The following is a 26,050-nucleotide window of genomic DNA, read 5'->3' as shown; positions in this document are numbered from 1 at the left end:
TTTATGATGGCGAAAAATACAACTGATCAATAATCTTAATATAATCAATTCTTGGCGAGTATCCAAGTGAAATAGGGTGAGCGGCTTCCTGAAGCTCGTCTTTTCGGATCGATTTTCTGCCGTTTTGCTTTTTCCGCTCCCAGAAATAAAATAATTTTTCTGCTTCCAAAAAATAAATTTCTTCAAAAGCGGATATGATAACAAAACAAATGCCGTCTTGCGCCACAACCTGCTTCATATGCTCGATCTGATGATCGTGGAAATTCTGAAGCGGGAAAGAGGTCCGGCTCTTCGTTTCTTTCGCTTCAAAATCGATGTAGCGGCCTTTATAAACCCCATTATAATCAGTAGTTGACGACTGCTTGAAATATGCTTCCTTGATCACCGCAGCGCTTCGCTTCGGATAATCGACCTGAACAATCTGTACAGGAGTCGGTTTTTTATGGATGACCGCAATCGAATGAGATTGATAATACATATTCGTTTCATTCAGGTCATCTTCGAGGGTCATGCCGCGATTGGAATACGACGGCTTCTTTTGCAAGGATGAGGCAGCTGTTTTCGGCTGATACGATTTGCCGTTCGGGTAACGAATCACTTTCTTCATCCTCCTTTTACAAAAATCTGGATACTAACGGAAGTGGCTGATCTTGCACAACACTTTTTCCGCGGCGGAGCTGACGAGCCGCATTCAAGAGCTGACCGCAAAACTGAACAAGGACAATATCTCACGGACAAATGCCTACAAACGCTACTTTGACCGCCATCCTGAAATCAAGTGGTCGCTTTTGGCTTCATTTGTTTCCAGGAATGCCGGCTGGTCGATGACCGATTTAAAAGGGCGTTTATTCGAGCTCGGACTTACGGCTTTTCAGCAGAACTGGCTGTTTTTAACGTATGAAAGAGCGAACTGGCTGATTTTTTCGGACGCCTATCCGCAGCTCCTGTTATACCATTGGTCCAAGCAGCTTGGCCAGCCGCTGTTTCATTTGCTCCCCTCATTTGGTGTGTCTTCATTTATGAAAACGGAGTGGGAGCGGTTCTGGCATGAGCGCGATCAAAAGCGGCTCATGTATGCTCTCATTATAAATGAACAAAACACTATCCAAACTCCTATTATACAAAATCCTTTGTTTAAAAAGAATGTTTTTCAGACGATTCCTTTTCAGCTATGTGAATGGTTTCACTTCAACACAGTCATTTTTCCGACGGTAGAAGGCGTTTTTTACGGCGTGTCTGTCAAACGCTTCACTAGTTTAAAGGAAAGGATCAAGCTCGGCAAGCAATTAAGCGAGCTGCTGTTTTCGCCTGAGCTTTTCCCCGGTTTTTTTCACTTTACATCATGTGTTCCGCATACCGGGTCGCGCTTTGATATGGAACGCTGGGCAGGGGTTAAAATCAGAACCTCGCCATTTTTGAGAACGTGTTATCCCGTTGTTGCCCATTCATTAGACGGATTAAAATCCGATTGGTTTCGCGGAGGAAAGAGAGAGGCGATGTTCAAAGATGAAAAACTGCCGAAAACGATCGAAATCACCGATTGGTATTTTCAAAAAAGAAGGCAGCTGCAGGCATTGTTTTCACTGGAGCATTGGCTGAATAAGAGGTAAAACAGAAAAAAGCAAGGGTTCTCCTTGCTTTTTAAGTGGACGGGCGGTTAGGTCCGCCTAATTTTTTATCCAGTGTGTCTGTTTGTTTAGCATCAGGTTTTGTTTTCGCAGGTGATTTCTTTTTGTTGTTTTCCACAGCGGGCACCTCCTTACCTTTTTAGATTTTGCAAAAAAGCGCTGATCATACCATTTTTCGCAAGATCACTTGTCGAAAGCGGCGCGTTTGGCTGGAAAATGAGTTTCTTTGGCGGTTTGCTTCTAGTTTTGTCAGCTGCGGAGGAGAGGGGGCGCATAGGGGAGAATGCATAGAAGGCGATCAAAAAGGAGGGAAGCAAATGAACGGATTTGCAAGCAAAGACTCGGTCCTTCAAATGCTTTTGGAAACGGAATCAGACATGTCGTCTGCTGAGAAAGCTTTGACAGAAGCCGTACGCCGGGCGGAGCATGAAAAGCGGGCTGGCTGGAACGAACGGCTCGATCTGATTGAAAAAGAACTGGCAGAGCTCTCAGCTTGTTTAAACAGCACGTTAATGGGAGTGGAGCCAAGAGGAGAGACGGCATAAGCCGGATTCGTTGTAACGGTCGTCTTCCTTTGGTACGATAAACCCGAGGTGAAAAAATTGGATACACAATCTCTTCTTGTACAGACACGGGAATTAATCCGCCTCGTAAAAGAAGCGGAAGAACGATACAGTAAGGGAAAAGAGGAAGGGACGGAATACGATTTTTTCGAGGTTGTCAAACCTTCTGTCGAGAGATTCGAACAAACAGTGAAAAGCTGGCTGGCGGAAAGCCTGCCTTATATCAAGGCGAATCGGCCAAAATACATTTATGAAGAGCAGCTCAGCTCGGTTGAGGAAAATGCAAATGAAATTTTCATGCAGTCCTATTTCTGCAAAATCCATAAAAAACGCTTTAAAGATCTGACGGAGTCCGTCCTCTATACGCTGAAAAACGTAGAAGACGATATATTAAAAGAAGACCGGGATTAGAACCCGGTCTTCTTTTTGTTTGTTTAGCTGGCGTCCGTATTCATATCATAAGCAGGGTGCTGTGCGCCATTCGCTTCAAGAACTTTCATACTTGTGCGAAATTCGTTTAATGTCAGATGTCCCTGGATATACAAAAACTTGGCAAAATCCATCAGTTTGTTCATGCAGTCTGTCTCATACTGTTTCATCTCGGCAAAACAATTTCTTAAGTATGATACGTTCATATGGTGCATCCCCTCTCCTTTATATTAATAATATCGTACCATAACAATTCGACTTTTTTCTGTTTTTCAAATATTAAAATTTTCGACACTTTTTGACAAACTTGTGACAGAACCTTTGGAACAGGAAATGCCTTTATATCATACACATATAAAAAAGGGCTTTAGGAGGAGAGGAAAGATGGAAGAGAGGAGAACCGCCGTATATCCTTATTCCGGCCCCGGTGCATATGTTCAAGCCGATCAGCAAAACCATCATGCCTATCATCCCGTTCAGCCGTACTACAGCCAGGAAACCGTCCCGTACGCTCATCCAGCTCAGCGGCCGCAGGCCTATCAGCAGCCGATCGAGCAGAATGTGGACCCGTTTTCAGTCTATCATCAGCCTGTTCAGCAGCAAATGCAGCCGCCGCTTCCGCCGTTTCAGGCATTTCCTTATCAGCATCCATATCCCTCGCCGCGGCCGAATCTCCACCAGCCATCACAGTTTCAAAGCTTTCTGTCGCAATTCAAAAAAAAGAACGGGCAGTTTGATTTCAGCAAAATGATGGACACCGCTGGCCAGATGGTGAGCACGGTCAACCAGGTCGGAGCGCTGGCCAAAGGGTTTATGGGATTCTTCAAATAAAAAAAGCATGGATGAAGGTCATTCATGCTTTTTTTGCTCCGGAAATGAGACCGTGAGGATATTTCGGTTCCACGACGTCTTCATTGTTTCTTCGCGGACGGGATATGGGAGCAAAACGGTTCTGGACAGGCTTGTAAACGATGAAGAACCGCCGCTTTCTTTTTTCTCCTTCAAGGCGACATGAAGATACCTCGATTTCGCTTCAATCATGATATCTCCGTTTTGAAACGATTCAGGAACGGCAATGTCGACGTGAAGCGCCTCATTCTCCTCTCTGATGTTCATGGAAATGGTGGAATTCTGAAGCTGGTCTGATATCAGTTTTTGGAATGAATTTAAAATATCGTGGAAAGGTGAATTGTAAAATAACTGTTCAACCGCTTCTTGAATTTCGTCTTTCTTGCTGAGCGAGTGATTGTCGTTTTCCTTGAAATCCATTCTTCATCACCCCGGTTTTTTATTTTCAGCTTATGCAGGGGCTCTTGGTATGGTTATTCATTGATGGGAATTTGAAAGTGTGGTTAAATAGTGGGGAATCCAAAGATTTATTTAACCTGTTCCTCTTTTAATAGCCATCATAAAGAGGCGTTTTGAAAGGAGCCCAACTGTATTGCTGAAAAAATTATTCGGTATTGGTCAGAAACAAAATGAAATGAAAGAAGAAACCGTTTTTTCACCGGTAGACGGACAAGTTTTGGAACTTTCAAAAGTCCCTGACCCCGTTTTCTCCCAAAAGATGATGGGTGACGGAATGGCTGTCGAGCCTTCCGCAGGCGAGATCGTCTCACCTGTCGACGGGGAAGTGATCCAGCTGTTCCACACAAAACATGCCATCGGCATCCGTTCACTGTCCGGCGTGGAACTCTTGATTCATATCGGTCTGGAAACCGTAGCGATGGAAGGCGAAGGTTTCACAGCCCATGTCAAAGAAGGAGACAAAGTAAAAGTCGGCGATCCTTTGATAACGTGCGATTTGGAACTGATCAAGGAAAAAGCGAGCAGCACCATTACGCCGATCGTCATTATGAACGGCGATGTGTTGGAGCGCGTCACAAAACATGAAGAGGCAAAGGCGAAAAAAAGCGAGACAAAGCTCATGGAGCTTAAAGTTAAGTAACAGCAAAAAAGCAGGGAGCGATTCTCTGCTTTTTCATTTTCTCAGGAAATCACCTCTTTCAGAACGAACGGACATTCGCTAAAATAGAAGGGAGAGGTGACAGCGTTGTTTCAAAAACGAAATTTGACAGATATGATTCAGCTTCTGAAAGAAGACCAAGCTTTCAGCAAGCAAATTGTTCATTGGCATACAATTGAGGAAAAAGAAGCGGATTACCGCGATTTTCCTGAAGGTTTAGATAAAAGAATCGTGCATGCTTTACAGCAGAGAGGGATAGAAAAGCTGTATTCCCATCAGGCTGACGCGTTTCTGCACAGCGCCGCCAGCAAAAACGTGACGCTTGTGACGCCGACGGCATCCGGGAAGACGCTTTGCTACAATCTGCCCGTCATTCAGCGGATCACAGAAGACCAGGATGCGCGCAGCTTATATCTTTTTCCGACAAAGGCATTGTCACAGGACCAAAAAAGCGAACTGAACGAATTAATCGATGAAATCGGTGCGTCGATCAACTGTTATACATATGACGGAGATACGTCGCCTTCGATCAGGCAGAAAGTCAGAAAAGCAGGACATATCGTCATTACAAACCCGGATATGCTGCATTCGGCGATCTTGCCCCACCATACAAAATGGGTGTCATTGTTTGAAAATCTGAAATATATCGTCATCGATGAGCTTCACGTATACAGGGGAGTCTTTGGCAGCCATGTAGCCAATGTCATCAGACGGCTGATGCGGATCGCTGAATTTTACGGAAGCAAGCCGCAGTTTATCTGTACATCCGCGACGATCGCCAATCCATTGGAGCTCGCTGAGACGCTCACAGGGCAGCCGATGCATCTGATTTCAAACAACGGCGCCCCGTCGGGAAGAAAGCACTTTTTATTTTACAACCCGCCGATGGTCAACCGTTCGCTTAACATCAGGAAAAGCGCGACCCTTGAAGTGAGAAAGCTCGCATCCGAATTTCTGAAAAACGGCATTCAGACGATTGTGTTTGCAAGAAGCAGAGTCCGGGTTGAAATTATATTGACATACTTGCAGGAAGTGATGAAACCGATTGTCGGCCCTCATTCGATTCAGGGGTACAGGGGCGGCTATCTGCCGAACGAGCGGCGCGTCATTGAAAAAGGCCTTCGCAGCGGGGACATTAAAGGCGTTGTCAGCACGAATGCGCTTGAGCTGGGCGTTGATATCGGACAGCTGCAGACATGCATCATGACCGGATATCCGGGAACGATCTCGAGCGCCTGGCAGCAGGCCGGCCGTGCTGGAAGAAGGCACAACGAAGCGCTGATTGTCATGGTGGCAAGTTCCGCCCCGCTCGATCAGTACATTGTACAGAATCCGGACTATTTCTTTAAACAAAATCCCGAGACTGCCGTCATTAATCCGGATAACCTGGTCATTCTTGTCGATCATATTAAATGCGCAGCCTTTGAACTGCCTTTCAAAAGAACGGACACATTCGGCGGTGCCGAAATCGAGGATATTCTTGACTACTTGGCAGAAGAAAGAGTCCTCCACTTAACCGGGAACACGTATCACTGGATGAATGACGCTTTTCCGGCGCATGGCATCAGCTTGAGGTCGGCTTCTCAGGAAAATGTTGTCATTATTGATCAGTCAAAGCGCGAGAAGGCGAAAGTGATCGGGGAAATGGACAGGTTCAGCGCCATGACGCTTCTGCACGATGAAGCCATTTATTTGCATCAAGGCATCCAATACCAGGTGGAAAAGCTTGACTGGGAGGAGAAAAAGGCGTTTGTCCGCGAGGTTCAAGTTGATTACTATACGGATGCCAATCTTGCCGTCCTATTGAGAGTTCTCGAAGTTGACAAGGAGAAAAAGACAGAAACCGCAGCGTTCGGTTTTGGGGATGTGACCGTTCAGGCGAAAGCGACGATTTTTAAGAAAATAAAATTTGAGACGCATGAAAATATCGGCTCAGGCCCGATTCATCTGCCTGAAGAGGAACTGCATACCAATGCGGCTTGGGTGCAGGTGAACGATGAGGAGCGGCAAAATTGGAACGACATCAAATTGGAAGAAGCTTTGCTTGGGACTGCAAACGTCCTGGGACATGTCGCCGCCTTAAAAGTGATGTGCGATCCGTCTGATCTGCACGTTTTTCCGCAAATTAAAGCCGTTCATAACGAAAAGCCGACGATCTTTTTGTATGATCGCTATCCCGGCGGAGTGGGGCTGTCTCAGAAAGTGTATGAACAAATGCCTGAGATCATCAGTGAAGCGCATCGGCTGATTTCAAGATGTCCGTGTGAGTCAGGATGCCCTTCCTGCATAGGAGTGGGCGGCAGCGGCGATCAGACAAAAAACAATGCGCTGCGCCTTTTAAAAGGCTGGAAAGGTTGAGCGGAATGTCTTTAAAACGAAAACTTAACCGCTATAAGCATCACCTGGGAAATCAAGCGAAAGAAGAAAAAACGGATTCTCCGGCAGAAAAGCGGACTTCCGTGTCCGTCGGCTTTGAGAAAGAATGGGCCGAATTCGGTGTTAAACCGTATGTGTTTGAGGACTGCTATTGCCTGATCAGGGAAGTCGTTTATCCGTTGACACATGTTCATGGCCATTACGCATTTTCTGAGCTACATGAGACGGTTAGGCGCTGGAACAACAGCGACGTTTCCCATTCGCTTTCAAGCAAAGGGTATACACCGAGCCAGCTTTTCTTCTTTGATACGGAAACGACCGGTCTCGGGGGAGGAGCCGGCAATGCGATCTTTTTGCTCGGCCATGCACGGGTGTATGATGACCGCGTAGTCGTCAAACAGCATCTGCTGCCAAAGCCGGGGCACGAAGCCGCCCTCTATCACAGCTTCCTGAGTGAAGTCGATATTCAGTCTCTTGTCACCTATAACGGGAAAGCGTTCGACTGGCCTCAGGTGAAAACGAGGCACACGCTGATCCGCGACAGGGTTCCGAAGCTGCCGGATTTCGGCCATTTTGACCTGCTCCACGGATCCCGCCGCCTTTGGAAGCATAAGTTTGACCGAGTCTCTTTGGGGACGGTGGAAAAGGAAGAGCTGGATGTTGTAAGAACTGAAGATACGCCGGGCTACCTGGCGCCGATGATGTATTTTCATTTTTTAAAGGAGGAGCGTCCGGAAATCATTGAAGGCGTTTTGCGCCACAATGAGCTTGATGTGCTTTCTTTAATTTCTCTTTACATCCATTTATCGAAGAAAATCCTCACTCCGGAGCAGACGGCGGAAGCAAACGAAAAGTACGCGATGGCCAAATGGCTTCTCGCCAACCGGGAGACAGAGCTTGCGACAGCGCAATTGCAGGAGCTTGAAAAAAAGCCTTTCGAGCAGTCTGAACGCGCATCATTCGATTTATCCATGCAGTATAAAAAGCAAGGCATGCTAAAAGAAGCCGCATCCCTTTGGCTGAAGCTCCAAAATGGAACAGACGGAAAAACCGCCTGGCGCGCAGGCATCGAACTCGCCAAATACTTTGAACATCGAAAGCGGGACATTCGGGCCGCCCTCGAGGTAACGGATAACCTGATGCTGCAGCACGGTTCACAAAAGTTTGAGCTGACCGAAAAAGAAGTAGCCGGCCTTTTGAAACGGCGCGAGCGGCTGGAAAGGAAATTCGGACGAAATATTCCCCGGGCAAGCGCAGAAAACGACGATCTTCGAAAGCCAAACATTTCAAGCATGTTATGAATTGTAGAAACCGATCGCTTCTTGTAAAATAGCGTTAGAATGGTTTGAAGGGAGCGTCGATATGTATAAGGGGCTGTTTTATCTGTTTTTTGTCGTCGTACTGTTTATCGTATTAATCATGACGAATTTCAAGGAAAGCTTTATGGCTTACTTTTAAAATAGGTTTTTATATTAGTACATGTTTACCCCTTGCTTCATAGTTTAATAGTGTATATAGAAGCTTAAAGAAAGGGGAATTTTCATGCACTGTAAACCGCATGTAATGGCGCCGATTGTTCATCCTACTCAATGCTGCTACAACCATACGCAAAGCAAAACCGTCGTACCGCACATTCACCCGCAGCACACAACGAATGTCAACCATCAGCATTTTCAGCATGTTCATTACTTCCCGCAAACTCAATCAGCTGTCAACCAGGCATCACATCAGCACTTCGTGAGCCCTGGCGCAGGAATGATGCCCGGGCCTGGAGCGATGCCAGGACCTGGAATGGGTATGGGTCCTTACTAAAAAGGATTTTCGGAAGTTTTGTCAGGATGAACGAGCGCCGGATTGAACGTGAGCAACAGAATATCTTTTAAAAAAATGGGGCGGAATACGGCCCCATTTTTTAGCAGGTGATCATAATGAAAGTATTGGCCGTTACAGGGTACAAGCCGTTTGAACTGGGGATTTTCAAACAGGATGACAAGGCCCTGTTCTACATAAAAAAAGCGCTTGAAAACCGATTGACCGCCCTGCTTGAGGAAGGGCTGGAATGGATCCTTATCTCAGGCCAGCTCGGCACGGAACTATGGGCGGCGGAAGTTGCGTTTTCGCTGCAGGAAGAATATCCCGACTTGAAAGTGGCGGTTATCACTCCGTTTTTGGAACAGGAAAAGAAGTGGAACGAGAAAAATCAAGAGCAGTATGAAGCTGTGCTCGCAGCCAGCGATTTCACTGAAAGCTTGACACACAGGCCGTACGAAAGCCCGGTCCAATTTAAACAAAAAAACCGGTTTTTCATCGAAAAGGCGGATGGCTTATTGATTCTGTACGACGAAGAAAGAGAAGGCTCGCCTGTGTATATGCTGAATGAAGCAAAAAAAGCTCAAGAAAAACGCGATTTTCCGATTTACACGATTACGATGGATGACCTGAGAGTCACCGTTGAAGAAAGCAGCTTTTACGAAGAGTAAAAAGTGCAAGAGAAAATTTGACATTGCACACGTTTTCTGAAAAAATATAAGATGATGATTCACGATATGAGGTGAAAAAGATGCTTGCTGATAAAGTGAAGCTTTCTGCTAAAGAAATTTTGGAAAAAGAATTCAAAACAGGAGTCAGAGGCTACAAGCAGGAAGATGTTGACAAATTCTTGGACATGGTCATTAAAGACTATGAAGCCTTCCATCAGGAAATCGAAGAATTGCAGCAGGAAAACCTGCAGTTGAAAAAACAGCTTGAAGAAGCGAACAAGAGACAGCCGGCTCAATCAAATACGACCAATTTTGATATTCTAAAACGGCTTTCCAATTTGGAAAAACATGTGTTTGGAAGCAAATTATACGATTGATGAAAACCGCTTGCCCTTTAGAACAAACTAAGCTATAATAGTTGATGTCTTAACGTTCGGGTAATCGCTGCAGATTTTACATCTGTAGAGGAAAGTCCATGCTCGCACGGTGCTGAGATGCCCGTAGTGTTCGTGCCTAGCGAAGTCATAAGCTAGGGCAGCCTTGCAGAAGGCTGACGGCAGGAAAAAAGCCTACGTCCTTTATGGATATGGCTGAGTATCCTTGAAAGTGCCACAGTGACGAAGTCTCACTAGAAATGGTGAGAGTGGAACGCGGTAAACCCCTCGAGCGAGAAACCCAAATTTTGGTAGGGGAACCTTCTGGACGGAAATGAACGGAAAGAAGGACAGAGTTGACTCTGTAGATAGATGATTACCACCCGAGTACGAGGCTTAGCAGCCGACAGCAGTACGACGGAACAAAACATGGCTTACAGAACGTTACACACTATTATGATGATGACAATGTATAAGCTCTCCGCAGGTAGGAGAGCTTTTATCATGTAAAAAACATACATAAAAACAGGTGATATGATGAAAACCTATACATTAATTGCAACAGCGCCGATGGGAATTGAAGCGATCGTTGCCAAAGAGGTGCGAGATCTAGGATATGATTGTACGGTTGACAACGGCAAAGTCGTGTTCGAAGGTGATGCCCTCGCCATCTGCAGAGCCAATCTGTGGCTGAGAACTGCTGACAGGGTGAAAGTGCAGGTTGCCGAATTTACGGCCAAGACCTTTGACGAGTTATTCGAGAAGACAAAAGCGATCGACTGGAGCGCCTATCTTCCTGAACACGCCTCATTCCCCGTGACGGGAAAGTCTGTTAAATCAGTGCTTGCAAGCGTGCCGGACTGCCAGCGCATCGTCAAAAAGGCGATCGCCGAGAAGCTGAAATCAGCGTATCAGACACAAGGCGGGTGGCTTGAGGAAACAGGCCCGGAATATAAAATCGAAGTCTCCCTTTTAAAAGACAAAGCGGTCATTACGCTTGATTCATCCGGAGCCGGGCTTCATAAACGGGGATACCGAACCGGTCAAGGGGAAGCGCCGCTGAAAGAAACCCTCGCTGCAGCATTGATTCAATTGACAAATTGGACGCCTGACAGACCTTTCGTCGATCCGTTTTGCGGTTCGGGCACGATACCGATCGAAGCGGCTTTGATCGGCCAAAATATCGCGCCGGGTTTCAACAGGGATTTTGCATCCGAAAGATGGGCATGGATCGGCAAAGAAGTGTGGGATCAAGCAAGGCTTGAAGTCGAAGACAAAGCGAATTATGATCAGCCGCTGTCAATTTCGGGGTATGACCTGGATCATCGTATGATCGAGATCGCCAAAGCGAATGCCGAGGAAGCGGGACTAGCCGATTTCATCGAATTTAAGCAAATGCAGGTAAAGGATTTTCGGACGAAAGAGGAATACGGCGTGATTGTCGGAAATCCGCCGTACGGGGAACGCCTCGGTGAAAAGAAAGCAGTCGAAGCCATGTATAAAGATATGGGCGAAGCATTTGCCGGACTTGATACGTGGTCTGTTTACATGCTGACATCAAACGAGCGTTTTGAAGAGTGCTACGGGAAAAAAGCGACAAAAAAACGGAAACTCTTTAACGGTTTTATTAAGACGGACTATTACCAGTATTGGGGGAAAAGGCCGCCAAAACCGATCAAAGAGAAGTGAAGCTAAAAGGCTGCCATGAAACGGCAGCCTTTTTTCTTTCCATAGCTGGAAAGCCGCCGAACGGCGTTTTTAAATTTGCGCGCCCGCGGGATTATCCCCTTAAAAGCGCATGGCAAAACATCGATTCACTAGTAAATCCATGAATCATTTTTCTTTTTATAAGACGAATCATAGCATTTTTTGCGCGGCTCATAGTAGCAGTCTTTCTTGCAAGGTTTGTGGTAATCGTAGTCTTTTTTACAAGGCTCATGGTAGTAATAATCCTTTTTGCAATAATCGTAATCCTTCTTGCAAGGCTTATGGTAATCGTAGTCTTTTTTGTAATCCTCATGGTAGTAATAATCCTTTTTGCAATAATCGTAGTCCTTCTTGCAAGGCTTGTGGTAATCATAGTCTTTTTTGTAATCCTCATGGTAGTAATAATCCTTTTTGCAATAGTCGTAATCCTTCTTGCAAGGTTCATGGTAATAGAAGTCTTTTTTGCAAGGCTCATGGTAGTAGTAGTCCTTTTTGCAATAATCGTGATCCTTCTTATAAGGATCATAATCATAATCCCAATAATCTTTCTTTGCCGGTTCATAATAGTACATAAACTCTCCACCTTTAGTCTATAAATTTTTAAGTCCCTACAGGATATGATAGAAAAACAGAATAGACTGGGTTTTTATTGTGGATAAAGCGCACATTGTCTAACACAGCCCTTACTATCTGATGTTAAGCTTTTGTTTGACTGGAAAAAGGGTGTTTGACCGCTGTGAAAACGGTTAAACGTAAATGTTGATATTTGATAACTTCCCCGAAATTTTGATACAATCAAAATCAGAACAAATATTCGATGGTAAGTTATCAAGGTGAGCAAAGCGTTTAGCAACTTGTTAAAGGATATCGGCAGATTACCACACACCCAAAAAGAACAAGATGGGTTAAACGCTATGTTGAACCTTCTTCCACTGTGGGTGGTCGATTAATCAAGGTGTCGCTGCGAAATATCTTGATTTTTATTTGTCGATAGTCGAAATGACAGTTTACGACTCGCAAAAATGAATGTGCAGTCCTAATTCAACCATTAAGCAGATTGTTAAAAAATGTTGAATCATTAAAAATGAAAAATGAGGTTTGTATATGAATTCTGTCAGCCAAGAAATCCAAGATTTGTCCATTCAATCGTTGGAGTCAACTTTTAATAAACTAACAAATGCTTATAAAAGCACGAAAGAAAAAGGTTCAAACACAACTCTTGTCAAAAAGAGACTAAACGCAGTGAAAATTGGTTTAGAAAGCCTAAAAGGTATTTGGAATGGAGAAGATTTTGGCTATAACGAAGAAATCATATTGACTTCTAAAGAAGTTTTACAAGGTATCATTCCATCTATTGAAAAACAAATAGCAAAAGCAAAAGAAGGCAGTCCTCAAAAAACATTAAATGAGCGTCGCTTGACTGCACTAAAACTGGCAAGCGAATCTTTGGAGAACCGTCTTATATAAGACGGTTCTTAAATTTTTTAATTGTTCCGGAATCGGGTGAGTTACATAACAAGATTGAAGGAAACCATATATACTATGGATTCCCTTTATTTTTACGTATTTATCAAGAGCAAAGAAAAAACATAAAATCAGCCTGTATAAAAACGATTCATCCTGCATATACTCGGGATTATTGATTTTGAAAAGGGGTGATTTCATGTTGAACAGCGATCACATTCATATGATTCAAAAAGCGCTGGAGACGTCAGAAAACCAGCTCGAGGACATTGGCGAAGAGCGCCTTACATATGCGAAGGAAGAATTGAAAAACGCGATCAGCCATATGGAATCGACGGATCATCCGTTTTTGACGCATTCGATTTACCGGAAATAGTTAAGAGAGGCTTCCTGCTCCTTTTCTCAAATCTTTCTTGTTGAATTTCCCGAATCATAGTGATAGGATAGAAGTTCTGAAAACTCGATAGTTGGGGGTTGGAGCAGGGTGACAGCATCTCGTCTGCCTTTTTCATTAACAAAAACAAAAAACTTTTATGAAGAACTGAACAATTGGATCGGTGATGTATTTTACGATATTCTTCCTGAAAAAGGCTTTGATTTGCGCGATGAGCAAATATTCATGGCTTTTCAATTAGAACGGGCATTTAAGGAAAAGAAGGTCATGTTTGCAGAAGCCGGAGTCGGAACCGGAAAAACGCTCGTCTATCTTCTGTTTGCCTTGAGCTATGCCAGGTATACGGGCAAGCCGGCGGTCATCGCTTGTGCGGATGAGACGCTGATCGAACAGCTCGTCAAAAAAGAAGGCGATATTTACAAAATTTCCGAGCATTTGGGCTTGACGATTGACGCACGGCTCAGCAAATCGCATGATCAATATTTATGTTTGAAAAAACTGGAGAAAACGATGCAGCGATCTGATGATGAGAAATGGCTTGACCTCTACGAAAGTCTGCCGTCTTTCGTTCATGAATCGCAGGGCATGCAGTCTTTTTATCCGTACGGCGACCGCAAAGAGTATTCGTCTTTATCAAATGATGAATGGTCTGAAATCGGTTACGATTCTTTTCAAGACTGTCTCACGTGCGACATGAGGCACCGATGCGGACTTACACTGTCAAGAGACCATTATCGAAAATCAACCGATTTCATCATCTGTTCCCATGATTTCTATATGGAGCACGTTTGGACAGAAGAGGCGAGAAAACGGGAAGGCCAGCTTCCGCTTTTGCCGGAACACAGCGCTGTGGTTTTCGATGAAGGGCATCTGCTCGAGTTTGCGGCGCAAAAGGCGCTGACGTACAGGGTGAAGCAATCGACGCTCGAAATGTTTCTCGAGCGCCTGCTCGGCAATGACATCAGAGAAGAATTTGCAGAGCTTGTCGAAGAAGCGCTTCGCGCCAACGACGAATTTTTCGGTTTGCTTTCAGAAAACGCCGAAAAAGCAGAGGGTTCTGAGCGCATGCGCATCAAAGATCATGCCAATCTGAAAAAAGCGGCCGCCGAGCTGTATGATTTGCTTGAAAAGATCGGGGAGGCGCTCGTTTTTGAAGGCGAGCTGTACACGATCGACCAATACGCTTTAACCGTTGTTGAAGAGTATCTCGAACAGATGGCTTACTCCCTTTCGCTCTACAGGAAAAATGCGATCAGCTGGCTTGAGCAAAAAGAGCTTGAGTCAACATTCGTCGTCATGCCGAGAACCGTCTCCGAAGTTCTCGGAGAAAAAGTGTTCTCCAAGCAGATTCCATTTATTTTCTCATCGGCGACATTATCGGAAAACGGATCGTTCGATTATTTAGCGACAAGCCTTGGGATCCGCGACTACTTATCATTTACCGTTGATTCGCCGTACGACTATGAAGAGCAGATGAAAGTGTACATCCATCGAATTGAGGAAAAAGAAGCAAAAGAAAAAGCGGCAATCCGTGCAATCAAAGAATCCGGCGGGAAAACGCTGATTCTGTTTCCGTCTTTTGAGGAGCTTCTGTCCTTCAAGCGCCGGACTGCACAGGAATCATTTTCGTTTCCTGTTTACTTTGAGGGGGATGAAGAAATCAGTACAATTGTTGAAAAGTTTCAAACGGTTGAAGAATCCGTTTTGTGCTCTGTGCATCTATGGGAAGGGCTCGATATTCCCGGAGATCCGCTGCAACATGTCATCATCTGGTCGCTTCCTTTTCCGCCGCATGATCCTGTGTTTGAAGCGAAGCGGAGCGGTTTGGAAAACGCCTTTCGCGAAGTAGACCTTCCTTACATGCTGCTAAGGCTGCGCCAAGGCATCGGCCGTCTGATCAGATCAAACAGCGACCGCGGCACGATCAGCATTTTTGCGGGCGATGAACAAGAATGGAATGTGATAAAAGAAGTCGAATCTGTGCTTCCTGTTCAGCCGGTTTATGTATAAAGAAAAGCGGACATCCCGCTTTTCTTTTTTTTGGCTGCATAAAAGTTGACTTTCGTAAATATTTCCATTAGTCTGATTACAATTCGCATCATATAAGGGAAGAGGAGGATGAATGATGTCGATCAATACATATGAAAAAGAGTTTTTAGAAACATTAAAGAAAATCAGCCGGTATGAGCAGGCGATTAACGTGATGTATTGGGATATGAGGACGGGCGCGCCGAGAAAAGGCGAAGAAAGCCGCGCCGAAGCGATCGGACAATTGTCGGCAGACGTCTTTCAAATGAGAACGTCCCCGCGGATGAAGGAGCTTTTAGATGCCCTTGCCGAGCAAAAACAGGATCTGCCTGCCGATACACAGAAAGCGGTTGAGGAAGCGAAAAAAGAATACGATTTAAACAGCAAGATTCCGGAAGAGGAGTTCAAAGAATATACGACGCTGACATCCAAAGCGGAATCCGTCTGGGAAAAAGCGAAAAAGGCGTCCGATTTTTCTCTCTTTGCTCCGTATTTAGAAAAAATCATCGACTATAAAAAACGGTTTATCTCGTACTGGGGATATGAAGGCCACCCCTATAACACCCTTCTGGACCAATACGAACCAGGCGTTACAGTCGAAAAGCTCGACGGCCTTTTTTCTGAATTGCGGGAGGCGATCGTTCCGCTTGTACAAAAGATTGCCGCCAGTGATCAAAAGCCTGATACGGGCTTTGTGCACGAACGTTTTCCAAAAGAGCGGCAGCGCGATGTATGCCACTTTTTCTTAAAAGAACTGGGCTATGATTTTGAGGCGGGGCGCCTGGATGAGACGGTTCATCCTTTCCAGGTGACGATCAGTCAAGGGGATGCCCGGGTGACCACAGCATATAATGAAAACGATTTTCGCTCGGCCGTTTTCGGAACGATTCATGAATGCGGCCATGCCATTTATGAACAGAACATTGATGAAGCGCTGGGCGGAACCAATTTAGCAGACGGCGCATCAATGGGGATACATGAATCCCAATCCCTTTTCTATGAGAACTTTATCGGCAGACATCACGGTTTTTGGAAGCGGTATTTTGAGAAAATAAAAGAAGCAAGTCCTGACCAGTTTGCAGGCGTTACTGCCGAAGGGTTCTACAGGGCCGTTAATGAATCAAAGCCGTCGCTGATTCGGATTGAGGCTGATGAGCTGACATATCCGCTGCATATTATGATTCGCTACGAAATTGAAAAAGCGATTTTCAGCGGCGAAGTATCGGTCGGAGACCTTCCGAAACTATGGAATGACAAATATGAAGCATATCTGGGCATTACGCCTCCTGACGATGCTAAAGGAATTCTCCAGGATGTCCATTGGTCCGGCGGCGATTTCGGTTATTTCCCTTCATATGCGCTCGGATATATGTATGCGGCTCAACTGAAATCAAGCATGCTGAAAGATTTTCCGGAGTTTGACCGCATGATTGAAAACGGCGAATTTGAACCGATCAGAAAGTGGCTGACAGAGCACGTTCACATCCACGGCAAAAGAAAAAAACCGTTGGACATCATCAAGTCTGCGACAGGCGAAGAATTAAACGTCCGTCATTTAATCCGCTACCTGAAAGAAAAATATACAACACTCTATTTGTAAAAAAGAAATCCCTCCCGTGAGCCCGGGAGGGATTTTTGGATCAGAATTTTCTGTTAAATACGAACATTAAACTGAAAAAAATGTGTGCAGGTTCGTCTTTTTTTGTTTTATCCCTTTTCAACCGGATCGAAAGTTGATATAATTTGATACATTATATCACTCATATAATCGCGTGGATATGGCACGCAAGTTTCTACCGGACACCGTAAATGTCCGACTATGAGTGGGCGCTAAGAAAACGAACGTCTTTTTAGTGAAACAGACGGAATTCGTCTTTTTAAGCATTGCCCGCTCGCATGCAAAATCCGAGCGGACAATGCTTTTTTTTATGAAGGGCAATTGATGAACGGAGGGGTTTAATGGAAAAGCTAAAACGAAAAATTGCAGAGCATGGCACGGTGTTGTCTGACGAAGTGCTGAAAGTTGATTCATTTTTAAATCATCAAATCGATCCGGAATTAATGCTTGCTGTGGGCGAAGAGTTTGCCTCGCTTTTCCGGGAGGAAGGCGTCACGAAGATTGTGACGATCGAATCCTCAGGCATCGCACCTGCTGTGATGGCAGGCTTGAAACTGGGCGTGCCGGTAGTATTTGCAAGAAAGCGTCAATCGCTTACCTTAACGGAAAATCTGTTGACGGCTTCTGTCTATTCATTTACAAAAAAAACGGAAAGTACGATTGCCGTATCAGCCAGCCATCTTTCAAAGGATGACAAAGTTCTGATCATCGACGATTTTTTGGCAAACGGACAAGCGGCGAAAGGGCTCGTTTCCATCATTGAACAGGCCGGCGCAAAGGTGTGCGGAATCGGGATTGTCATCGAAAAATCATTCCAGACGGGCAGGGAGGAGCTTGACAATATTGGAATCAGAGTCGAATCCCTTGCGCGTATTGCATCTCTTGCCGATGGAAAAGTTACCTTTTTACAGGAGGTTGGGTCATGAAACTTACGGCCGGTAAAACCGTTTCATTAAGCATTCAGCACGTCCTGGCCATGTATGCAGGAGCCGTTGTCGTGCCGCTGATCGTCGGCGGCGCTCTCGGCTTGACGCCGGCTGAGCTCACATACCTTGTGTCTGCCGACATTTTGATGTGCGGTGTGGCGACACTGCTGCAAGTTTGGAAAAACCGCTTTTTCGGAATCGGTTTGCCTGTTGTATTGGGGTGTACGTTCACAGCCGTTTCACCGATGATTGCGATCGCTTCGAAATACGGTATTCCAGCGATCTATGGAAGCATCATAGCAGGCGGTGTGATTGTCGTTATCGTTTCTTTTTTCTTCGGAAAGCTTGTTAAGTTTTTCCCTCCCGTGGTCACAGGATCGGTCGTCACGGTGATCGGTATTACCTTGATTCCCGTTGCGATGAACAACATGGCCGGCGGTGAAGGCAGCAGCGATTTCGGTGAGCTGTCCAATCTTGCTTTAGCTTTTTCCGTTTTACTGGTCATCGTCCTTTTATATCGTTTTACAACAGGATTTATCAAATCCATTTCCATTTTAATCGGTTTAATTGCAGGAACAGCCGGCGCCGCTCTGATAGGAAAAGTTGATTTTACAGAAGTGGCAAACGCAGGCTGGGTGCAGATGATCCATCCGTTTTACTTCGGCACTCCCGTTTTTGAGATCACACCGATCTTGACGATGTCTCTCGTCCTGATCGTCAGCCTTGTCGAGTCTACAGGCGTCTACTTTGCATTGGGTGATTTGACGGACCGCCGGCTGACAGAAAAAGATTTGGCAAAAGGATACCGTGCCGAAGGGATTGCCGTGCTGTTGGGCGGGGTTTTCAACGCCTTCCCTTATACGGCCTACTCGCAAAACGTCGGTCTCGTCCAGCTGACAGGAGTTAAGAAAAACAGCGTGATCGCGCTCGCTGGAGCTTTTCTAATTATGTTGGGGCTGTTTCCGAAAGCCGCTGCTTTAACGACGATCATTCCTAAACCTGTGCTCGGCGGCGCTATGGTCGCGATGTTCGGCATGGTGATCGCCTACGGGATCAAAATGCTGAGCCGGGTTGATTTCGGAAAGCAGGAGAACTTATTGATCGTAGCGTGTTCCATCGGAATCGGCCTAGGCGTGACGGTTGTACCGCAAATGTTTCAAAACCTTCCTGATGCCGTCAAGCTTTTGACAGAGAACGGAATTGTCGCGGGAAGCTTTACAGCCATTCTCTTGAATGCGATCTTTCATATCCATCCGTTTTCTCGTCATGCTGAACAGCCTGAAGCAGTTCCAACTGAAAAATCAGCCGTTTAAAACCTCACAGATTGTGAGGTTTTTTTGCATTGCGGATAAGCCATACTACCGGTATGAAGAGGAGGCGTAACGAATGGAAACTGTGAATGAGCTTGTCGAACGTATCAGCACGAAAGACGGCGGTGAAGCTGTCATCCGTCCCGTCAAAATGGCGGATGCCCCCGACATCATTGAAGCAGTAAAAGATGTGATTCAAACCGGTGTGTACATCCAAAAAGAACGGCCGCGCACACTTGAGGAAGAGCGGGCATTCATCAGCGATATGATGGAAAAGGATAACATGTATGCGGCGGTTGAAATCGATGGTGCGGTGTACGGAATTGCCCGGGTCATTCGCGGCGACCTCAAAATGAAGCGGCACACGGGGCTGTTCAGAACATGGCTTCACAGCAAAGCGCAAGGGCTTGGGATTGGCAGGGAAATCATGTCCTACACCCTCAACTGGTGCAGGCTGCATCGTCTGCATAAGCTCTGCCTGACCGTATTTTCTGCAAATAAAGCAGCGCTGTCGCTCTATGAGAAAAGCGGCTTTATCATTGAAGGGGTTCAAAAGGAGCAGGTTTTTGCGGACGGGAAATACGAAGATGAAGTGCTGATGGCCTATTTTTTCGAGAGGTCCACATAAGGCCGGGCGATTCGGGAGACGCTGTAAATAGAGGTGGTATTATGGCCTACGTCATTTCGGCGGGGACAAGCCTTCCCCGCTGCCATGTTGACCAGAAGGAAGCGGCCGTTTTTGCGAGGGAGATGTTCAAAGATTCATTTAAAGACATTGACCGGCTGCTGTCAGCTTTCCAAAATGGAGAAATCGCTTCAAGACAATTTGTCATGCCTTTGGATTGGTATAAAGAATCTAGGAGCTTCAAGGAAAAAAATCAGGCGTACATTGAAATGGCTGTCAGACACAGTGCAGAAGCCGTTTCGAATTGCCTGTCAGACGAACGGTTTTTGAAAAAAGAAATCCCTTTCGAAAAAATTGAAGCGATTTTTTTTATATCTTCTACAGGCATCTCGACTCCCGGCATTGAAGCGAAGCTCATGAACATTCTGCCTTTTTCAAAACAGATGAAGCGGATTCCGATTTGGGGGCTCGGCTGTGCAGGAGGAGCTTCAGGTATAGCGCGGGCATTCGAATACTGCAAAGCGTTTCCAAAAGCCCATGTCCTTGTGATTGCGGCGGAGCTGTGCAGCTTAACGTTTCAAAAGGATGATCAATCGAAAAGCAACCTTATCGGCACATCTTTATTTGGCGATGGAATCGCCGCGCTCTTAATGTGCGGCAAGGAAGCGGATATCTCATCAGCCAGATTGGAGGTTCTTCCGGAAGTAGTGAGCTCACAATCAGCCACCTTGGAAGATTCGGAAGATGTCATGGGCTGGGAAATCAATGACAACGGTTTCCGTGTCGTTTTTTCCAGGGACATTCCGACATTAATCAAAACACATTTAAAGAACGATGTCGAAGCATTTCTCAATAGGGAACAACTCGCTTTGGAGAACATTCAAGTATTTCTTGCCCATCCTGGCGGAAAAAAAGTTCTCGACGCTTATATGGCAAGCCTCGGCTTTTCCGAAGCGCACATCGACTGTTCACGAAAAATTTTGGCCAGGCACGGCAATATGTCATCAGCCACTGTGATGCATGTTTTAAAAGAATATTGCCTGCATGGCAGTCCCATACCGGGAAAATACGGTCTTTTAGGGGCGCTCGGCCCGGGCTTTTCATCGGAGCTGCTGCTTTTGAAATGGACAAAAAGAGAGTGACTGACACATGTTTTGGACAATTTTAAGCATTTTTGCCGCCCAGCGCCTGCTTGAGCTGGCAGTCGCGAAGTTTAATGAAAAAAACGCTCTGAAAGAGGGAGCGGTCGAATACGGGAGACGTCATTACCCTTATATCGTCGCGATGCATGTTTTGTTTTTCATATCTTTGATTTGGGAAACGATCGCTTTTCAACGCGGACCTCTTCCGATGGCGCTTGTCGTATTAACAGGCCTCATCTTCACTCAGGCCCTCCGGTATTGGGCGCTCTTTTCTCTGGGGAGATGCTGGAACACGAAAATCCTTGTCATCCCTGGAACGAACCTTGTCCGAAAGGGGCCTTATCAATGGTTCAAACACCCGAACTATGTGGCGGTGGCTCTTGAATTTCTGCTTTTGCCCCTGCTTTTCCAGGCATACGCCACCGCACTTTTATTTACGGTGCTCAACGCTGCTGTCATGTACATCCGCATCCGCACGGAAGAACAGGCATTAGAAAAATTACACCATTGAAAATGATTATCATTTCATTTATAATGATGATAAACATTCTCATTATAGGATGGTGAGTCGCGTATGACGATGTTTTTTTTGCTGGCGGCGGTCAGTACATACAGTTTATTGATTGGTTATGTCTTAAAAGGTATCGCAGGAGCGAATCCGCAAAAATAAATAAATACACGTGCTGAAGCTGCCGAAACAGGCAGCTTTTTCTCGTTTTTTCTTTCAGATTGTGAAGAAAAATACAGCAAGGTTGTGTAAAATGGGAGAAAGGGCTAAGATGGCAAACAACAACGCAAAAAGGGGTAGGAAACATGGCACAAATAAACACGAAAGACGACCTGTTGAAAAGAGCCGGAGCGGTTTTCGGGGAGCTCAGGAAGAACGGGGATGACAAGCGGTCTGCGCAGCTTGCGGGAATCATCCGAAAATGGCTGAGAAAAGAAGTGTACATTGCGTTAACCGGACATTATTCAGCAGGAAAATCATCGCTATTGAACGCGCTGCTTCAGGAAGACGTCCTGCCGACAAGTCCGATACCGACGAGCGCCAATCTTGTGCTGGTCCGCCGGGGGGAAATGAAAACAACACTCCATACGATCGATGGAAGATACGCCCGGATGGATGGCTCTTATGATAAAGAAAAAGTGCAGGCGTACTGCAGGGACGGCAGCCAGATTGAAATGGTGGAAATCGAGGGGCCATTTTCAGGAATCGCGCCTCAGGCCGTCTTAATTGACACGCCCGGAATTGATTCGACGGACGATGCCCATTTTTTATCGGCGTCTTCGATACTTCACCAGGCGGATGCCTTGTTTTATGTCGTGCATTACAATCATGTCCATTCCGAAGAAAATGTGAAATTTCTTCGATCAATAAAAGATCAGATACCCAATATTTTTTTCATCGTGAACCAGATTGACCGTCATGACGAAGCAGAAACAGGCTTCCATGCCTATAAAAAGCAAGTGCTTGATATGCTGCAGAAAGAAGGGATCGATGAAGATCATCTCTTTTTTACATCGGTCACCGAAGCCGGTCATCCGCTGAACGAATTCACCCGGCTTCGCGCTGTGCTGGAAAGGTTGCAGCATCAATCCGAACAGCAGCTAAAGGCATATACGGAGCAAAAAATCAGCAGCCTGATTCATGAACATATCAAAATGCTGATCAGTGACGAAGACATGGCTCTGTCTGAAGAAACCGCTTCCTTAAGAGAAAAAGTCGAGTCTGTAAAAGCACGGCTTGCCGATTTGATAGAACAGGAAAAACGGGCGGAGGAACAAATCAAAAAAGACATTCATACAATTGCCCAAAACGCAAACTTAACGCCGTTTGAGATGAGAGAACTGGCCAAATCGTATTTGGAATCTATCGAAAAAGGCTTTAAAAAAGGATTTCTTTTCAGCAAGGCCAAAACGCTTGAAGAAAAACAAAAACGAAAAGAAGTGTTTCTTGCCGACGTTCAAAAAAGGGTTCAAGCCGAAATCGACTGGCATGTCATTGAAGCAATCAAGGCTTTCATGAACCGCTTTAACGTCCAGAGTGATGAACTGCTTCGGGACGTTCTTCAATTTCGGACAGAGGTAGATGAAAATGAACTGCTTCGTTCCCAGAAAAAAGGGGCTGAGCTTACACCGGAATACGTGCTGAACTATACGAAAGAACTGGCTGAAAACATCAGAAGAAAGGCAAAAAGACAAGCGCAGCCGCTTATCGATCAGCTCAAAACATTCATCAAAGAAAGAAGCGGCCTGCAGGCGGAAGCGATGAAAGTCGAATATGAAGCGGAACAGGCGAAGCTCGCCGAGCTCGAAAGCCGGTTGATCGAACAGCAGAAGTCATATGAAAAAGCAAACCGTCTCTGGGATCAATGGGAACACGGCGATCAGAGCGAGCTGCCAGCGAATTGGTATGCCGAAGAAAAAAAGCCCCTTGAAAAACCGCTTGATGCCCGACGAGCGGAACCGGTCCGTGTGCAAGGGGAAAACAGCAGCCGTAAAGACGATGTGCTCCATCCGAAAAAGGGCGTTTCTGAGTACATTGAGCACTTTTTCGACTTGGCCCGGTTTTTGGCGGATATTCCTGCTTTGGAAAAGCAGCGAAAAGCATTCTTGGACAAAACGGAACGCCTTTATACAAGGCAGTTTACCCTGGCGCTCTTCGGCGCATTCAGTTCCGGCAAATCGTCTTTTGCAAATGCGCTCTGCGGGCGGAAAGTGCTGCCGTCATCTCCGACGCCGACAACGGCAACGATTAATAAAATAACAAAACCGTCGGGAACCAAAAGGAACGGGACGGCTGAAGTCGTTTTTAAAACGGAAGAGGAAATCAGAGCGGAACTGGATCAGCTATTGGAGGGGAAAATGGCTGCGGCAAAAGGCTCCGCTTTTGGCGAAAAACTTGGAAACCTTTTGAAAAAAGGAGACCTGGATGATGATGAACGGCTGCTGATCAAGAACTTCCTCAAAGCTTATGAGCGTTATGGTTCATATATCAACGATCGGGAAATCCTGACGATTTCCGCTGAAGATCTGCATCCGTATGTCGCTGAAGAACAAACGGCCTGCGCCGTCCGTGAAGTCACCGTTTATTTGAGCACACCGGTCACGGAGAAAGGAATTACGATCGTCGATACACCGGGTGCCAGCAGCATGAATAAGCGGCATACTGAGCTTGCGTTTCAATACATGAAAGATGCCGATGCTCTGCTTTACTTAACATACTACCAGCATGCATTTTCCAAAGCGGACCGGTCGTTTTTGCGCAAGCTCGGACTCATTAAAGACGCTTTCAGCATGGATAAAATGTTTTTTATTTTAAATGCGGCAGACCTCGCGGAAAACCCGGCCGAATTACAGACGGTTGAAGACTATGTTAGGGGAGAGCTCTTGAAAGAAGGCATTCAAAACCCGCATCTGTATCACGTATCGAGCAAACAGGAGCTCAGCAAAAAAGCTTCGCCGAATAACGATTTCAGCAGATTAAAGCGGGAGCTCGACGATTTTATCGAAAATGGTCTAGCCAGAACAGCTGTCGAAGAGCTGCTTGATGAAGGCAAAAAACTGTGTGAAACCGTCTTTCAGCTCCGCCGTTCACTGCACCGTTCCGCTGAAGAAAAGGAAGCGGAGCAAAAGCGGATCGCCAAAGCTTATCAAGCGGCTTTAGCTGTCATTGAAGAAGCAGAAAAGGGATCATCAATCCTTCAAATGACCGAAAAGGATGTGGAAGAGCAATTTTACCACATGAGGCAGCGCCTGGCCTTTTATGCACACGATTTATTTAAAGCTGCAATCCATCCAGGGCTTCAGAACGGAGATTGGCGCGCCAATCTGCAAACCGCTTTGAAAAGCTGCTTAAAGGAGTATGAATTCGAATTTTTGCAGGAACTAAAAGCGCTTGATATCAGAATGGAAAACATCATGCTCAAGTATGCCGGCGAACAGTGGGCAAATGCCGTAAAAGAGCGGCTTGCCGATAATCCTTATTTTGCGGTTCATATCACAGCTGACCGCCCTGAGACCGGCAGCTGGGAAACAGCTGCACCGTCAGCGGATGAAGGGGAATTTGCAGATGAACTGAAAATGTTCAAAACGCCTAAAGCGTTTTTTCAGCAAAATGGCAAAGCCCGGCTTGTCGAGGCGTTTACTGCAAAGCTTTCGGCTATCACGGACGAATGGATTCAACGTGAAAAGCGGACATGTTTAAAGCGCTGCAAAACGAGCGCCGGACAATTACAGAAAGCGGCTGTTCTGTCCGCAAAAGCTCAACTCGAAGAACAAAAAGAAGCGTACTTTCATGAGCCGTTGGAAAGCGCAGAGCGTGAAAACATTGAAAAAGCGCATAACTTGGCAGGCGAATGGCTCCGCTCAAGTTGAATTAGATTGATATTGGTATGGATATCTGGCCGGCAGACATGATAGACTGAATAAAAAAAGAAGGGAATTAGATGATGACAAACGTTCATGAAGCCATTACAGCACATTCCAAAAAACAGCACCAGCACATCAAGCAGTTCGTGCGTCTCGAACAGGAGAGGGAAAAAGCGATCGATGAAGCGGTTGATAAGTGCCGGCAAAATGAAGCATTTTCAACCGGCCTTATCAACCAAATTACCATGCAAATGAACGAATTGGCCAAAAAAGGCATCGTTCCCACGAGACGGCTCGTCTCGAAAGAAATGGTCGCCGAATACGTCAGCCGAAAATATCCGCAGGCCTAGCTGGTGAATCCTTCCGCGTGTGGCGTCATGTTTTTTTGCAAAACATAAACCATGACACGCCCGCTGGAGGTGAAGTGTGATGGGAAGAACAAAGCTTGGCAACGCCAATGCACAGCGAAACAACAACGCTAAAAAGAAGAACGGCTTTAATACTGAATTTGCGACTGAATCCTATTCGCAAATGGAAGCCGCCAAATTAATTTCTAGCAAAAAACAGCACCAAAAATAGAAACAGCGTCGATTGACGCTGTTTTCATCATTTTTGCTCCTGTGGTACAATAAGTGCATTGTATGATGAA

At 45.8% G+C, this 26,050-nt stretch carries 29 protein-coding genes, 1 other RNA gene, 1 pseudogene and 1 riboswitch; of the genes and pseudogenes, 26 read left to right on the top strand and 5 right to left on the bottom strand.

Annotation, left to right across the window (positions count from 1 at the left end; translation table 11 throughout):
• Nucleotide 1: 1 nt before the first annotated feature.
• Complete coding sequence (gene recU, locus LQ247_RS14850) at nt 2-598, bottom strand: Holliday junction resolvase RecU (protein WP_003182896.1); 597 nt, start codon at nt 596-598, stop codon at nt 2-4.
• A gap of 52 nt (nt 599-650) precedes the next feature.
• Between recU and LQ247_RS14845 the strand changes: the two genes are divergently transcribed.
• Nucleotides 651-1,610: a DUF2515 domain-containing protein gene (locus tag LQ247_RS14845; RefSeq protein WP_145930231.1), complete on the top strand. Its 960-nt coding sequence runs from the start codon at nt 651-653 to the stop codon at nt 1,608-1,610.
• Nucleotides 1,611-1,641: 31 nt separating this feature from the next.
• Here the strand turns inward: LQ247_RS14845 and sspM are convergent, their stop codons facing one another.
• Complete coding sequence (gene sspM, locus LQ247_RS14840) at nt 1,642-1,746, bottom strand: acid-soluble spore protein SspM (RefSeq protein ID WP_009328007.1); 105 nt, start codon at nt 1,744-1,746, stop codon at nt 1,642-1,644.
• A 199-nt stretch (nt 1,747-1,945) separates the two neighbouring features.
• Here sspM and LQ247_RS14835 point away from each other — a divergent pair, with 199 nt between their 5' ends.
• Nucleotides 1,946-2,173, top strand: coding sequence for a YppD family protein (locus LQ247_RS14835; protein WP_035338535.1), 228 nt, complete (start codon nt 1,946-1,948; stop codon nt 2,171-2,173).
• Nucleotides 2,174-2,230: 57 nt separating this feature from the next.
• Nucleotides 2,231-2,602 (top strand): YppE family protein, encoded by a 372-nt coding sequence (locus LQ247_RS14830; RefSeq protein WP_026579400.1) that lies wholly within the window; start codon nt 2,231-2,233, stop codon nt 2,600-2,602.
• Between the two features lie 23 nt (nt 2,603-2,625).
• Here LQ247_RS14830 and LQ247_RS14825 read toward each other — a convergent pair whose 3' ends face one another.
• A complete protein-coding gene (locus tag LQ247_RS14825; RefSeq protein WP_011198064.1) occupies nt 2,626-2,826 on the bottom strand; it encodes a YppF family protein in 201 nt (66 codons plus the stop codon).
• Between the two features lie 178 nt (nt 2,827-3,004).
• On the opposite strand from LQ247_RS14825, the gene LQ247_RS14820 reads away from it, so the two are divergent.
• Complete coding sequence (locus LQ247_RS14820; protein WP_020451916.1) at nt 3,005-3,451, top strand: YppG family protein; 447 nt, start codon at nt 3,005-3,007, stop codon at nt 3,449-3,451.
• An 18-nt stretch (nt 3,452-3,469) separates the two neighbouring features.
• Here the strand turns inward: LQ247_RS14820 and LQ247_RS14815 are convergent, their stop codons facing one another.
• On the bottom strand, nt 3,470-3,889 hold the full coding sequence (locus LQ247_RS14815; RefSeq protein WP_020451915.1) for a hypothetical protein: 420 nt from the start codon (nt 3,887-3,889) through the stop codon (nt 3,470-3,472).
• A 172-nt stretch (nt 3,890-4,061) separates the two neighbouring features.
• Here LQ247_RS14815 and LQ247_RS14810 point away from each other — a divergent pair, with 172 nt between their 5' ends.
• The 8 genes from LQ247_RS14810 (at nt 4,062) to LQ247_RS14775 (ending at nt 11,505) form a co-directional block, all read left to right on the top strand.
• Nucleotides 4,062-4,568, top strand: coding sequence for a PTS sugar transporter subunit IIA (locus LQ247_RS14810; protein ID WP_020451914.1), 507 nt, complete (start codon nt 4,062-4,064; stop codon nt 4,566-4,568).
• A gap of 132 nt (nt 4,569-4,700) precedes the next feature.
• Nucleotides 4,701-6,944: a DEAD/DEAH box helicase gene (locus LQ247_RS14805; protein ID WP_231006248.1), complete on the top strand. Its 2,244-nt coding sequence runs from the start codon at nt 4,701-4,703 to the stop codon at nt 6,942-6,944.
• A gap of 5 nt (nt 6,945-6,949) precedes the next feature.
• Nucleotides 6,950-8,263 carry a ribonuclease H-like domain-containing protein gene (locus LQ247_RS14800; RefSeq protein ID WP_231006220.1) on the top strand — a complete coding sequence of 438 codons (1,314 nt, stop codon included), beginning with the start codon at nt 6,950-6,952 and terminating at the stop codon, nt 8,261-8,263.
• A 241-nt stretch (nt 8,264-8,504) separates the two neighbouring features.
• Nucleotides 8,505-8,774, top strand: coding sequence for a CotD family spore coat protein (locus tag LQ247_RS14795; protein WP_020451911.1), 270 nt, complete (start codon nt 8,505-8,507; stop codon nt 8,772-8,774).
• 116 nt (nt 8,775-8,890) lie between these two features.
• Complete coding sequence (locus LQ247_RS14790) at nt 8,891-9,442, top strand: DUF1273 domain-containing protein (RefSeq protein ID WP_039072801.1); 552 nt, start codon at nt 8,891-8,893, stop codon at nt 9,440-9,442.
• Nucleotides 9,443-9,522: 80 nt separating this feature from the next.
• A complete protein-coding gene (gene gpsB, locus LQ247_RS14785; RefSeq protein WP_003182873.1) occupies nt 9,523-9,819 on the top strand; it encodes a cell division regulator GpsB in 297 nt (98 codons plus the stop codon).
• Between the two features lie 52 nt (nt 9,820-9,871).
• Nucleotides 9,872-10,258, top strand: an RNA gene (gene rnpB, locus LQ247_RS14780) — RNase P RNA component class B.
• Between the two features lie 95 nt (nt 10,259-10,353).
• Entirely contained in the window at nt 10,354-11,505 is a 1,152-nt protein-coding gene (locus LQ247_RS14775; protein ID WP_231006247.1) for a THUMP domain-containing class I SAM-dependent RNA methyltransferase, read from the top strand.
• Between the two features lie 128 nt (nt 11,506-11,633).
• Here the strand turns inward: LQ247_RS14775 and LQ247_RS14770 are convergent, their stop codons facing one another.
• Nucleotides 11,634-12,095 carry a hypothetical protein gene (locus LQ247_RS14770; protein WP_020451908.1) on the bottom strand — a complete coding sequence of 154 codons (462 nt, stop codon included), beginning with the start codon at nt 12,093-12,095 and terminating at the stop codon, nt 11,634-11,636.
• A 261-nt stretch (nt 12,096-12,356) separates the two neighbouring features.
• Here LQ247_RS14770 and LQ247_RS22205 point away from each other — a divergent pair.
• The 14 genes and pseudogenes from LQ247_RS22205 to LQ247_RS14700 form a co-directional block, all read left to right on the top strand.
• A pseudogene (locus LQ247_RS22205) lies at nt 12,357-12,475 on the top strand (IS1595 family transposase); the annotation flags it as partial.
• Nucleotides 12,476-12,627: 152 nt separating this feature from the next.
• Nucleotides 12,628-12,990 carry a hypothetical protein gene (locus LQ247_RS14760; RefSeq protein WP_231006219.1) on the top strand — a complete coding sequence of 121 codons (363 nt, stop codon included), beginning with the start codon at nt 12,628-12,630 and terminating at the stop codon, nt 12,988-12,990.
• 196 nt (nt 12,991-13,186) lie between these two features.
• Entirely contained in the window at nt 13,187-13,363 is a 177-nt protein-coding gene (locus LQ247_RS14755; RefSeq protein ID WP_020451906.1) for a hypothetical protein, read from the top strand.
• Between the two features lie 108 nt (nt 13,364-13,471).
• Nucleotides 13,472-15,391, top strand: a complete 1,920-nt coding sequence (locus tag LQ247_RS14750) for an ATP-dependent DNA helicase (RefSeq protein ID WP_075213141.1) — start codon at nt 13,472-13,474, stop codon at nt 15,389-15,391.
• Between the two features lie 115 nt (nt 15,392-15,506).
• Nucleotides 15,507-17,009 carry a carboxypeptidase M32 gene (locus LQ247_RS14745; protein ID WP_231006245.1) on the top strand — a complete coding sequence of 501 codons (1,503 nt, stop codon included), beginning with the start codon at nt 15,507-15,509 and terminating at the stop codon, nt 17,007-17,009.
• Nucleotides 17,010-17,149: 140 nt separating this feature from the next.
• A riboswitch (purine riboswitch) is annotated at nt 17,150-17,249 on the top strand.
• A gap of 119 nt (nt 17,250-17,368) precedes the next feature.
• Entirely contained in the window at nt 17,369-17,953 is a 585-nt protein-coding gene (gene xpt / locus LQ247_RS14740) for a xanthine phosphoribosyltransferase (protein WP_231006218.1), read from the top strand.
• Nucleotides 17,950-19,266, top strand: coding sequence for a nucleobase:cation symporter-2 family protein (locus tag LQ247_RS14735; protein ID WP_231006217.1), 1,317 nt, complete (start codon nt 17,950-17,952; stop codon nt 19,264-19,266). Before xpt ends, LQ247_RS14735 begins: the two co-directional genes overlap by 4 nt.
• Nucleotides 19,267-19,339: 73 nt before the next feature.
• Entirely contained in the window at nt 19,340-19,891 is a 552-nt protein-coding gene (locus LQ247_RS14730) for a GNAT family N-acetyltransferase (RefSeq protein ID WP_020451901.1), read from the top strand.
• A 41-nt stretch (nt 19,892-19,932) separates the two neighbouring features.
• A complete protein-coding gene (locus LQ247_RS14725; RefSeq protein ID WP_231006215.1) occupies nt 19,933-21,030 on the top strand; it encodes a type III polyketide synthase in 1,098 nt (365 codons plus the stop codon).
• A 7-nt stretch (nt 21,031-21,037) separates the two neighbouring features.
• Nucleotides 21,038-21,541 carry an isoprenylcysteine carboxyl methyltransferase family protein gene (locus LQ247_RS14720; protein ID WP_039072797.1) on the top strand — a complete coding sequence of 168 codons (504 nt, stop codon included), beginning with the start codon at nt 21,038-21,040 and terminating at the stop codon, nt 21,539-21,541.
• Nucleotides 21,542-21,604: 63 nt separating this feature from the next.
• On the top strand, nt 21,605-21,700 hold the full coding sequence (gene fbpC, locus LQ247_RS14715; protein ID WP_003182857.1) for a Fur-regulated basic protein FbpC: 96 nt from the start codon (nt 21,605-21,607) through the stop codon (nt 21,698-21,700).
• 143 nt (nt 21,701-21,843) lie between these two features.
• A complete protein-coding gene (locus tag LQ247_RS14710; RefSeq protein ID WP_231006213.1) occupies nt 21,844-25,407 on the top strand; it encodes a dynamin family protein in 3,564 nt (1,187 codons plus the stop codon).
• A 74-nt stretch (nt 25,408-25,481) separates the two neighbouring features.
• A complete protein-coding gene (locus tag LQ247_RS14705; protein ID WP_095291674.1) occupies nt 25,482-25,751 on the top strand; it encodes a YpbS family protein in 270 nt (89 codons plus the stop codon).
• Nucleotides 25,752-25,830: 79 nt separating this feature from the next.
• Nucleotides 25,831-25,980 (top strand): hypothetical protein, encoded by a 150-nt coding sequence (locus tag LQ247_RS14700; RefSeq protein WP_003182852.1) that lies wholly within the window; start codon nt 25,831-25,833, stop codon nt 25,978-25,980.
• Nucleotides 25,981-26,050: the final 70 nt, after the last annotated feature.

Source organism: Bacillus sp. BS3(2021) (genome assembly GCF_021043345.1).
In the GTDB taxonomy this organism is placed as follows: Bacteria; Bacillota; Bacilli; order Bacillales; family Bacillaceae; genus Bacillus; species Bacillus paralicheniformis.
The sequence above is the reverse complement of the archived record's forward strand: the minus strand, read 5'-3'. Positions and strand labels throughout refer to the sequence as shown.